Below are 10,459 nucleotides of genomic sequence, written 5' to 3'. Positions count from 1 at the left end.
AACATGGAGCTGCGCCAACTGCGTTATTTTATGGAGGTAGCTGAAAGAGAACACGTTTCAGAAGCCGCGGATCATTTGCATGTGGCCCAATCAGCAATCAGCAGACAAATTGCTAACCTAGAAGAAGAATTAAATGTGACTTTATTTGAGCGCGAAGGGAGAAATATCAAACTCACACCGATCGGAAAAGAATTTTTAATTCATGTGAAAACAGCGATGAAAGCCATTGATTACGCAAAAGAACAAATTGATGAGTATCTCGACCCGCATCGCGGAACGGTCAAGATCGGTTTTCCCACTAGCCTTGCGAGCCAGCTGTTGCCGACTGTCATTTCAGCATTTAAAGAAGAATATCCGCACGTCGAATTTTTGCTGCGCCAAGGCTCCTATAAGTTTCTGATTGAGGCTGTCAGAACCCGCGATATTGATCTGGCCTTATTAGGACCGGTGCCGACAAATTTTCCAGACATATCAGGCAACATTTTATTCACAGAAAAAATTTACGCGCTAGTTCCATTAAATCATCCGCTTGCCAAACAAAAAACGGTTCATTTAATCGATTTGCGCAACGACCAATTTGTATTGTTCCCGGAAGGATTTGTGCTTAGAAAAATGGCAATCGATGCTTGCCAACAAGCTGGATTTGCTCCTCTCGTTTCTACGGAGGGTGAGGATTTGGACGCCATCAAAGGATTGGTTTCCGCAGGAATGGGCGTTACTCTTCTGCCGGAAAGCACTTTCGCTGAAACGACACCTCGTTTTACTGTGAAAATCCCAATTGAGTTTCCTCAAGTAAAACGGACGGTCGGAATCATTAAACCAAAAAACAGAGAACTTGCTCCGTCTGCGAATGATTTTTATGAGTTTGTCATTCAATTCTTCTCTAAACTAGAGCAGTATCAATAAAAAAGCAACCCGAGCTTCAATAAAGAAGCTTCGGGTTTTTTGCTCTTGTATCTGATTTTCATTAATAGACAGGCAAAGATAAATCCACATGGCAAACAAATGCTTCCTGATCAATGACTGCTTTGTTCATCAGCTCTTTTTTCTTGTCGGGTTCTTGAAGCTGTACAGAAGAATAATTGACGATTCCGAGGCCGATTTCTGCCCCTTGTGAATCCATCAGCCTGACAACTGATCCGTTTTTGAATTTGCCTTTAATCTCCTGTACACCATCCAGATATAAACTTGATTGCCCGTTCGTTATTATTCGTGAATAATCATCTGATAAAATCATTTCACCTTCAGGGCCGGAATTAAAAGCAATCCACTGTTCCTTACGATTCAACGGAAGCGTTCCCTCTGCTTCAAAATAGGTGCCTTCCGCTTCTTCATGAACGGCTTGATATAAAATATCATCGGCATCTGCCTGACCAAGAAACCCTTTAATGCCGGACGCCATTACGATTTTAAATGCATCAAGCTTAGATCGCATGCCCCCGGTACCGACGTCGCTGCCTGTGTCACCTGCGCATGCTTCGATGTCGGGCGTGATTTCACTCACCCGCTGTATCCTTTTTGCTTCTGGATTTGTGCGCGGATTGCCATTATATAATCCGTCAATGTCTGATAAAATCACAAGCATATCTGCATCGATTAAACCGGCTACTTTTGCTGCGAGCGTATCATTGTCGCCAAATTTGAGCCGATTAACGGTAACTGTATCATTTTCATTTATAATCGGGATAATGCCGCGTTCAAGCAGTACATTCATTGTATTCCGGACATTGTTATATCGATATTCATCAGAAAAATCGCTTCTCGTAATTAAAATTTGGGATGCCACATAACCATGGGCCAAAAACAGCTTTGAATATGCTTCCATCAGCAAGCCCTGGCCGATTGAAGCCGATGCTTGTTTTTCGGGAAGTTTTTCGGGTCTTTGGATAAATCCGAGCTTTCGATATCCAGCTGCCACTGCCCCTGACGAAACCAAAATGACTTCATAGCCGGCGTCTTTGAGTTTGACGACCTGATCGACCAATGCTTCTAATTTTCGAATGCTGATTTCTCCATGAAGACTTGTTAATGAGCTGCTCCCAATCTTCACAACGACTCTTTTCATGTTTGTATCAGGCGTCACTTTACCACTCCTGATAGCGGGGCCGCTGTTTTTTCGATATCGTCGCTGATTTCCTTAGAACGCTCAGCCGCATGCTTAATGGCTTGAGAAATCGCTTCTCCGCCGCCGCTCTTTTTTAAGGCTTGCAGCCCGGCAGCTGTTGTTCCGTTCGGTGAGGTGATATTGTCTCTTAATACCTCGGGCTGTTCTCCTGTTTCCATGAGCATTTTTGCGGCGCCCAAAAGCGTCTGTGCGCCAATTCTTCGTGATAACTGTTTGTCGAGGCCCGCTTCCTCGCCTGTCTTTTCAATGAATTCCATTAAATAATAAAAATACGCGGGGCCGCTGCCTGCAATTCCGGTGAATATGTCCATTTGATTTTCTTGTATTGTGTAGACTTCACCCATGCATCCGAGCAATACTTCAGCAAGCTTTTTCAGATCTTCTGAGACATGCTTGCCAAGCGCAACGGCCGTTGCAGAAGCGCCAATTGTACTGGATGTGTTAGGCATCACTCTGACAACCGGCTGTTGATTAAGCAATGATTGTTCAATAAATGAGGTAGTTATGCCGGCAAGGACCGACAGTATTAATTGATGGGGTTGAATACGTGATTTAAGTGATGACAGAGCGCTTTCGGCGTCTTTTGGCTTCATTGCCAAAATGAGCACATCCATGTCTTCAATACATATTTCATTCGGTGCAGCACCTTTGATTCCATATTGAAGCTCAAGTTCAGCTAATCGCTCTGTATTGCTGCGGTTTGTAACGCAGATGTTCTGTTTCGGGATTTTGTTGGCACGAACGATACCTGATATCATTCCTTCCGCCATAGATCCTGCTCCTATAAAGGCTACTTTTTTTTGATCAAAGATCGGTAACATCTCCTTTGTTCGCTTTTTTGTTCGCATTTTCACACGTTTAAAATGTTATCACGTGAGGAAATGATGTCAAGTAAGAAGGTCATCATTGATTTGTATTGTTTCTTTTCGACAAATATGTATACTGTGAAGCAAAACACCCAATAGACACTGCCGCTCTGGGTGTTTGTTTGTATTAAAAATTATCTGACAGCGCTTTTTCAATCAATTTTTTACAGCGGTCAAGCTCAACCTTCAGCTGTTTTTTATATAATTTGGCAGCTTCGTAATCTTTAAATTGATAGAGGACAACTTCCTGAAGCTTAGCCCCTTCTTTTTTTACTTTGATTTGCTTTAATATCCCATCATCAAGAAGCTCATGCAAAGAACGGTATACTTCTGTATGATTTGGCTTAAAACCTATTTCTTTAAATTCAGATCGAAGCACCTCAAGCAGCTTCAAGCCGTATAGCCTTTCTTGCTCTGTCATAGTGATCATATAAAGTTTTAAAAACGCGCGTTGTTTTACTAAAAAGCCCGTTGAACTCCTTTTTTCCTCTTTCATCACTTGCACTCCCTTCTTCTGATACTAAAAATATGATGTACTAAATATTCAATTCCCTTCTTTTGTTTTCCCTCTTCTATAAAAGACTGATATTGCAGGTTTCTTGTATTTACTGTTTATAAGTGGAGTGGACTAACTAAGAATACATAATGAATATTTAGTACATAGTTTGTTTAGTTCAATTATATTCAAATAAAAAAAGCCTGTCAAAAGACAAGCTTCTCGTTTTACGGATTAGTTGACCACAATCCCGCTGTTTTGATGAAGATTCGCGGATCTAATTTCAATTGTGCCACCATGTATTCAGCAAGATCCTTTGGCTGCATCACTTTTTCAGGATTACCGTCTGTTAAATTCAAATCAATTGACATATCACTAGCGACAGTGCTCGGTGTTAGCGCGCTGACTCTAATATTATGCTTTCTCACTTCTTGCATAAGAGACTCCGTTAATCCGAGAACCGCAAATTTAGAAGCGCTGTAAGCACTAGTCACAGCTGCTCCTCTTTGGCCAGCTGTAGACGAAATATTAATGATGTCTCCGGCTTTGCGTTCGATCATTTCCGGTAGCACCGCGCGAGTGACATGATACACACCCATTAGGTTAACTTGGATAATATCTTCCCACTCATCAGCTGACAGATCTAAGAAACCGCCAAATTTGCTGATTCCAGCGTTATTAATGAGGATATCAATATCGCCAAGCTGTTCCTTCACTTGAGCTACAGCTTGATTAACCTGGCCGGCATCTTTTACATCTGCAGCGGCAAATGCAGCTTTTACGCCAAGCGCTTTGACTTCTTCAGCCACTTTTTCAACATTTGCGGCAGTCCGGCCGATTAACCCGATATTCACGCCTTCTTTCGCAAGCGCAAGAGCGGTAGCGCGGCCGATTCCTCTGCCTCCGCCTGTGATAAGAGCGGTTTTATTTTGTAAACTTTGCAATTGAAGCACCCTTTCTTTGTTTACATATGCACGATATCACATTATAAGTACAATAGATCCAATACGCAAATCAAACGAATGATGCAAATATCATTTCTTCTGATTAAAAATGAAGAAATAGGGTAATGACATAAGAAAAGGAGTGAACATATGGTTATTGTTTATATCAGCATCACAGTATTGGCTCTCTCTATCATCTTTCTAGGGGTTAATGTGATTCAAAACAAGAAAAAAATAGATCCCGCTCTACAAGAGCTCACCTCTGTTACGCAGGCAATGCAAAAACAAGTCGAAGGATTAAAAAATGAGGCGCAGCTGCTGACACGAAAACAAAAGAACATTCAGCAGGATGTCCAAATGAAAAAAGCTGCCTTTCAGCAGACGGCTGCAGAAGTGAAAGAAGTTCCTCAAGCAGTTAAAAAGGTGTGGCAAGCAGGGCCTTTTAATAGCAGATAAAGATGAATGATATCCCTTTGTTATGATCAAAATGGACAATGGGATATCATTTTTTTAGGAGGCTTACGCATGATGTTAAATCGCAGTTGCTTAGAGGCGTTCACAGAGAAACTGCTTACTCTTCCCTCGTCACCTACAAAGTCAGCATTACTCGTTTCTCAATTTCGTCTTCATCAAGAAAACGGGCTTGGCATCTACTATTCACCTCATAATGAATATATCAATCGGTCTGCCACAATGATAATTGCGTGAATCTCGCCGGGTTTTTTTCAGATGAAAACAGCGTACGAAACAGCCGTCGACAGCCTGCGGCGCGGCCGGTCTCTTGAGCAAATAGCGGTAGACACGAAAAAAGCAGCTGGTCTTTCCGGTTCAATGAGGCATAACCTGATCACCATGCTGGATTTATGCGGTCTCCCGCAGGCTTTAAGCATTCAAAGCGCCACACAGCTTTTTAGAGACTTGCGGCATATGCTTCATACCACTTCCGTTATCAAATATCCTGTATTCGTTCAGCAAAAAAACTATACCGGATACAGGCCCGCCATTACTCTCTCCCCCATCCTTTGCACCTATGCCTTTAGGCATTTCCCCGCAGAGCTCAATAAAGTGACAGCACCGGCCCTTCTTATTCCGCTTGGAAAAGCCGCCGAAGCAGTCTGTGAAACATTGCTCAGCCAGCATAGTCTCCGGAATGTTCATTGCCTGCGCGGCTTTCCTCACCCATCAGGTGCGAACGGCCATCGTTTGAAACAATTCATCACAAACAAAGAGCTACTCAAAAGTCAAATTCGTTCCTTTGCTTCCTCAGGTTTGAATGTACTATAGAAAAGAGGAAATAAAAGGGATATGATAAACAAAAGATGAACTTGGGAGTGGTAGAATGTTTCCTGTATTAGAGACGGATCGGCTTACCCTTAGGAAAATCACAGATCAAGATGCGAAAACCATTTTTGCTTGTTTTTCAAACCATGAGGTGACACGCTATTACGGACTTGAAAACATGGAATCTATCGAACAGGCTATTTCAATGGTTCAAACATTTTCCGGCCTTTATCAAGAAAATCGCGGTATACGGTGGGGAATTGAGAGAAAAGACACCAAAGAATTGATCGGAACAATCGGCTTTCACGCTTTGGCCCAAAAGCACAGGCGTGCAGAAATCGGTTATGAAATCATCCCGGCCCATTGGCGAAACGGATTCGCATCAGAAGCCATTTCAGCGGTTGTATCCTACGGGTTTGCCACCCTTGGACTGACACGGATTGGCGCAGTTGTATTTACCGAAAATGAAGCCTCAAACCGCCTGCTTGTAAAAATGGGATTTCAAAAAGAAGGCGTCTTACGACAGTACATGTATCAAGATGGAATCCCTTATGATACAAATGTATATTCTATGGTAACATCAAGAGAATGAACGAACGGCATTTTCTCCCTAGCAATCATTCTTTAAGTTACAAAAAGAGATTCATCCGGGCAAGATAATACACGAAATTAACGGCGCAGGTTTTTATCTTAGTTTCTTATCAGGCTGATGGATGAAATCCCTCCAGGTCAGTTCGCTTGTAGATTTCCATATCGAAGAGCCTTACATCACTGAACAATGACGAAAAGCGCCCCTGTAACAGGGCGCTTTCTGATTAAGATGCATATTGAGGAGAGGTTTCCTCCTGTACTGCTTTTTCCTCAGGTATATGAATGCATTTCGTCATGACCGCACTCGCTAGATATAGGACGGCAAAGATCCAGACAACGCCTTGCGCACCGACAAGACCGATAAACAGCCAAGCGAGTGCAGGACCGACAAATGCTGATAAACCTGCCGCCAAATTCAATACAGACATGGCTGCTCCTTTGTCTTTTCCAGCCGCCGTCGGCACAATGGCGCCGATTGGCACATAGCCTGCCAGCAAGCCTCCCCAAATAAAACCTATCACGCTGACAACCGCTACACTTCCGCCGGAGAAAACAGGTGCATAATATAAGAGGACGGTGAAAATGCCGCAGCCGACTCCGCCGAACCACATAACGGTATTTTTCCAGCCGAATTTATCACCGACAATCCCAAAGATGAGGTTAAACACAATGTTCCCCAGAAAAATCGTTCCCCAAATTTGCAGCCACACATTGGTTGAAATTCCGTGCTGCGCCATGTGCATCGGCAAAAAGACTGGGAATCCATATGTGCCAATGCTGTTGATGATTCTGATGATTCCGCCTGTCAGCACCCGCGGGTTCGTAAAGAGAATGGTGACTCCTTTTAGAAGCTCCTCGGCTGTTTCTGACCTTTTTCTTTTCTTCTTTTCAAAACGGTCTTTATTGATGAATAGTGCGAAGAATGCACCTAGGCATACCCAGAAAATAGAGCTCCACAGCGTATTCAAATAACCGAACGCTTTGATCGCGTAGCTTGAGTACCAAGCGCCGAACACAAACATGCCCAGGCAGTATGCAATCCAAAACCAGCCAACAGCGGTGCTTAGTTTGCGCTGCGGTGTTCTGTAAATGACCCATGTCAAGAAAGAATAAGCAAAAAGCGGGTAGCCTAACCCTTTTACGAAGTAAGTCGCATACATCACCGGAAGATTAAGCTGTTCAAACCCAAACACGATAAAAGCAGCTGTACCGATCACATAAAACAACAGCCCCATAAACATCGTCCGTTTTGCGCCAAATGATTCGAGACATACACCCGAAAACCAGGATGCTATCGCCAGCGCAATCCCGTAAATGCTAAAAATTGAAGCGGATTGCTGAACCGTAAGCCCGTTTTCAATCAGAAAAGGACTGAGCCAGCCTTGTTCAAGCCCGTCTCCCATCATAAACAAAACAACCCCTAAAAACCCCCAGGCAAGCCGCTTCGGTATTCCAATTTTATCTAACATTTCTGTCTCCTCCTTAGATGCATATATCAATTACCGTATTACCTTGTTAAAGCCAATAATGAGAACATCCCTTAAAACAGCAGCTTATGCTGCCTTATATCAGCACTTCGCTTTCTGAACCTGAAAAAAAGCGCTGTGTTTGCTTCCATTCCTCATATAAAGCAAGTTCAGTCTGACAGTCCTGCGGTTCGATCACCCGGATATTTGCTGTCATCTCTTCCGTCAACTGAAAGGCTTCATTGCAAATGACTGCGGCGCCAACGACAGATGCCTGATGATATCCCTCTTGAACATAGATTTTTTTCTGAAGAAGGTCCGCGATATATTGAGTGAGCGCCCTGCTTTGGAATCCTCCTCCGCACACCCACACATAGTCACGTTCAAACGGTGTAACCTCTGTTAACATGTCAAAGTTCCATTTGATTGAAAATGCAATCTCTTGCAGCGCCGCACGCACAAAATGCGCTCTTTCTAAATGTGCTGCAAGCGGGGCATCAAAAAGAAAACCGCCTTTCGTTAACGCATTTTTTTCCGCCGATAAGTAAGAACCGAGAGCCGCCACGCATGCATTGTCTTCTTTAGCAAGTGCAGAAATCTCTTCCTCCATCACTTCGTACGATTCATTCGGATAAAAAATCTGTTTTAATTTTTGATAGTTCAGACCGGTAATGCCCGGGTTTGTTTCCACAAGCCAATGTCCTTGATCTGTATGGCAATTCAGCCAGGCTTTATGTTTTGTGTCGCCATGCTTAGCCGTAATTTTGGTTATTGGCGTTGTTGTCCCTGATACGATGACAATGTCCTCAAGCGCAGCGCCGGTGCTTTTCACAGCCAGCTGTGTATCCCCTCCTCCTGATATCACCTTTGCTTGTATGGAAAGGCCTAATTCGGACGCATACTCATGCGTTAGCGTTCCAATCACTGTTCCCGCTCTTACAAGTGGAGGAAGGATGGATGAAGAAAAGCCGAATATGCCGCACATTTCTTCTGACCAAGTATTTTGCTTCACGTCAAACAGCAAGGTTTCGGTTGCCTGTGATGGTTCATATGTCAATATTCCGCTCAGCTTGTACGTCACCCAATCACTGATGCTTGTAAAGCTCACGGTTTTTTCCCATAAAGAGGGCTGCCGCTGTTTTAAACCATACAGCTTGAGCGCAGAAAAAAGTGCAGTCGGCAGACGGCCCGTACGGCTGTATATCTCTTCCCGATTGGGTATACTCTCCTCCCACTCACGGCCGCGGTTATCAATGTTCGGCAGCCCGAGAAAAGAGTCGCCGTTTTGATCGATCAGCACAATCCCTTGCCTTTGACTCGTCGATGTCAAACCAATGATGTCAATATTCCTTGAACGAGAGAGCGCACGTTTTGCCAGTTTTATTACTTGCTCCCACAGCACCTGAGGGGAAAAATAACGGCTGTCCGGGTAAAGCGTCTCAGTGGAATAGACAATGTCCTCCCGTTCAACTGTTTGGACTCGACCCGATACACTCACGACAGCTACTCTCGCATTGCCTGTGCCGATATCGAAAACGAGATAGCCTTTTTGTTTTGTCATTACGTTGCCCTCCTTTCTTTTCCCTCTGTTTTTAGTACTTCTTTGTTATATAGTGTTGGAAGATGAAGAGTTTTTTCAGCCTGCCACTTTTTGAGGGCATCATTCAGGATCGTCACATGATGATCCTCCACTTCAAAAGTTGCTCCAGCGAGATGCGGTGTTGCCAGAACATTAGGCAATGAAATAAATTCGTAATCTGATTCCTCTGGAGGTTCATGATAAAAAACGTCCAAAATCGCTCCTCTGATGTTATGTTCTTTTAATGCAGATAAAAGATCCTCACGGTTTACCACAACTGCTCTTGACGTATTGATGAAAATCGCACTCTCTTTCATCAGATCAAAATACGTCCGATCAATAAGTCCCAGTGTTTCCTCGGTACGAGGCAGATGGACTGAAACGATATCACTGTCTGAAAACACCGTTTTAAGAGATACGTTTTCATAGTGAGGATGATCGTCTTGCACGTATGGATCGTAATACTTTATGTTACAGTCAAACGCAGTCAGCAGTTTTGCAATCCTTTGCCCAACCGCGCCGAACCCAACCATGCCGACCGTTTTCCCCGTTAATTCATTCCCTTTGAATTTGACATAGGCCTGCAAGTAATCGCTGTCCCATTTTCCATCCTTCAGCCATTGATTAGAGGCGCTGGTATGACGGAGAAAGGAAATCACATTGCCGATAAACATTTCAGCAACAGCTTGTGCATTCCGCCCGGGTGTATAGAAAACGGGTATGCCCCTTTTTGACGCTGCGGCCACGTCCACATTGGAGGGCATGCCTCTGCATACGCCCACAAATGAAAGTTCTGGAACAGATGCAAATACGCTTTCTGATACGTGGTCAAGCTCAGTAATCAATCCTATCGCATGTGTTTCTTTTAGTAGCTGAATGAGTTCATCTTCCCGGTATGCCCGGCCTTGTTCCTTCCAAGAGTGATAAGCAACCGAGCCGAACAAGTTTTCAAGCTCTTTTCGTCCTTCTTTGTTGTACGGTGCTGTAACCAAAACCGTCATGGTGCAAAACATCCTTTTCATCATATTTTTTCATAAAAAAAAATCTCTTCCCGAAGATGGAAAGAGATTCATGTATAAGCGCATGCCCTGTTTAGAGACAGACGCCGGTA

Annotated in this window: 10 protein-coding genes and 1 pseudogene; 4 read left to right on the top strand and 7 right to left on the bottom strand. The window is 43.7% G+C overall.

The genetic code is table 11. The annotated features are described in order from the left end of the window. Positions 1–3: 3 nt before the first annotated feature. Entirely contained in the window at positions 4–906 is a 903-nt protein-coding gene (gene gltC, locus BV11031_RS07815; protein ID WP_010330614.1) for a glutamate biosynthesis transcriptional regulator GltC, read from the top strand. A gap of 61 nt (positions 907–967) precedes the next feature. Here the strand turns inward: gltC and proB are convergent, their stop codons facing one another. The 4 genes from proB to BV11031_RS07795 all read right to left on the bottom strand — a co-directional run bounded on the left by proB (position 968) and on the right by BV11031_RS07795 (position 4,431). Continuing rightward, complete coding sequence (gene proB, locus BV11031_RS07810; protein WP_010330613.1) at positions 968–2,083, bottom strand: glutamate 5-kinase; 1,116 nt, start codon at positions 2,081–2,083, stop codon at positions 968–970. Then, a complete protein-coding gene (gene proC, locus BV11031_RS07805) occupies positions 2,080–2,973 on the bottom strand; it encodes a pyrroline-5-carboxylate reductase (protein WP_082246380.1) in 894 nt (297 codons plus the stop codon). The genes proB and proC overlap by 4 nt, the downstream gene beginning before the upstream one ends. A 145-nt stretch (positions 2,974–3,118) precedes the next feature. Further along, a complete protein-coding gene (rtp, locus tag BV11031_RS07800; protein WP_003220337.1) occupies positions 3,119–3,487 on the bottom strand; it encodes a replication termination protein in 369 nt (122 codons plus the stop codon). A gap of 227 nt (positions 3,488–3,714) precedes the next feature. Next, positions 3,715–4,431 (bottom strand): 3-ketoacyl-ACP reductase, encoded by a 717-nt coding sequence (locus BV11031_RS07795; protein ID WP_010330611.1) that lies wholly within the window; start codon positions 4,429–4,431, stop codon positions 3,715–3,717. Between the two features lie 150 nt (positions 4,432–4,581). Here BV11031_RS07795 and BV11031_RS07790 point away from each other — a divergent pair, with 150 nt between their 5' ends. The 3 genes and pseudogenes from BV11031_RS07790 (at position 4,582) to BV11031_RS07780 (ending at position 6,304) form a co-directional block, all read left to right on the top strand. Then, the gene (locus BV11031_RS07790; protein ID WP_010330610.1) at positions 4,582–4,887 is read left to right on the top strand and encodes a DUF948 domain-containing protein; all 306 of its coding nucleotides are present in this window, start codon (positions 4,582–4,584) and stop codon (positions 4,885–4,887) included. 69 nt (positions 4,888–4,956) lie between these two features. Continuing rightward, positions 4,957–5,729, top strand: a pseudogene (locus tag BV11031_RS07785) (hypothetical protein). Positions 5,730–5,770: 41 nt separating this feature from the next. Continuing rightward, positions 5,771–6,304 carry a GNAT family N-acetyltransferase gene (locus BV11031_RS07780; protein WP_010330609.1) on the top strand — a complete coding sequence of 178 codons (534 nt, stop codon included), beginning with the start codon at positions 5,771–5,773 and terminating at the stop codon, positions 6,302–6,304. Positions 6,305–6,527: 223 nt separating this feature from the next. On the opposite strand, the gene BV11031_RS07775 is transcribed toward BV11031_RS07780, so the two are convergent. The 3 genes from BV11031_RS07775 to BV11031_RS07765 all read right to left on the bottom strand — a co-directional run bounded on the left by BV11031_RS07775 (position 6,528) and on the right by BV11031_RS07765 (position 10,373). Continuing rightward, positions 6,528–7,772 carry an MFS transporter gene (locus BV11031_RS07775; protein ID WP_010330608.1) on the bottom strand — a complete coding sequence of 415 codons (1,245 nt, stop codon included), beginning with the start codon at positions 7,770–7,772 and terminating at the stop codon, positions 6,528–6,530. Between the two features lie 94 nt (positions 7,773–7,866). Then, the gene (locus BV11031_RS07770; RefSeq protein WP_010330607.1) at positions 7,867–9,330 is read right to left on the bottom strand and encodes an FGGY-family carbohydrate kinase; all 1,464 of its coding nucleotides are present in this window, start codon (positions 9,328–9,330) and stop codon (positions 7,867–7,869) included. After that, positions 9,330–10,373: a 2-hydroxyacid dehydrogenase gene (locus tag BV11031_RS07765; protein ID WP_082246379.1), complete on the bottom strand. Its 1,044-nt coding sequence runs from the start codon at positions 10,371–10,373 to the stop codon at positions 9,330–9,332. Before BV11031_RS07765 ends, BV11031_RS07770 begins: the two co-directional genes overlap by 1 nt. Positions 10,374–10,459 lie beyond the last annotated feature (86 nt).

Origin of the sequence: Bacillus vallismortis (assembly GCF_004116955.1) — a bacterium.
In the GTDB taxonomy this organism is placed as follows: domain Bacteria; phylum Bacillota; class Bacilli; order Bacillales; family Bacillaceae; genus Bacillus; species Bacillus vallismortis.
This window is presented reverse-complemented; position numbering and strand designations above follow the sequence as displayed.

What these genes read in the sequence shown, in the direction of transcription:
- BV11031_RS07790 (WP_010330610.1), top strand. Translation starts at nt 4,582, where the DNA reads ATGGTTATTGTTTATATCAGCATCACAGTATTGGCTCTCTCTATCATC.
- gltC (WP_010330614.1), top strand. Translation starts at nt 4, where the DNA reads ATGGAGCTGCGCCAACTGCGTTATTTTATGGAGGTAGCTGAAAGAGAA.
- BV11031_RS07780 (WP_010330609.1), top strand. Translation starts at nt 5,771, where the DNA reads ATGTTTCCTGTATTAGAGACGGATCGGCTTACCCTTAGGAAAATCACA.
- BV11031_RS07775 (WP_010330608.1), bottom strand. Translation starts at nt 7,772, where the DNA reads ATGTTAGATAAAATTGGAATACCGAAGCGGCTTGCCTGGGGGTTTTTA.
- BV11031_RS07770 (WP_010330607.1), bottom strand. Translation starts at nt 9,330, where the DNA reads ATGACAAAACAAAAAGGCTATCTCGTTTTCGATATCGGCACAGGCAAT.
- BV11031_RS07765 (WP_082246379.1), bottom strand. Translation starts at nt 10,373, where the DNA reads ATGATGAAAAGGATGTTTTGCACCATGACGGTTTTGGTTACAGCACCG.
- proC (WP_082246380.1), bottom strand. Translation starts at nt 2,973, where the DNA reads ATGCGAACAAAAAAGCGAACAAAGGAGATGTTACCGATCTTTGATCAA.
- rtp (WP_003220337.1), bottom strand. Translation starts at nt 3,487, where the DNA reads ATGAAAGAGGAAAAAAGGAGTTCAACGGGCTTTTTAGTAAAACAACGC.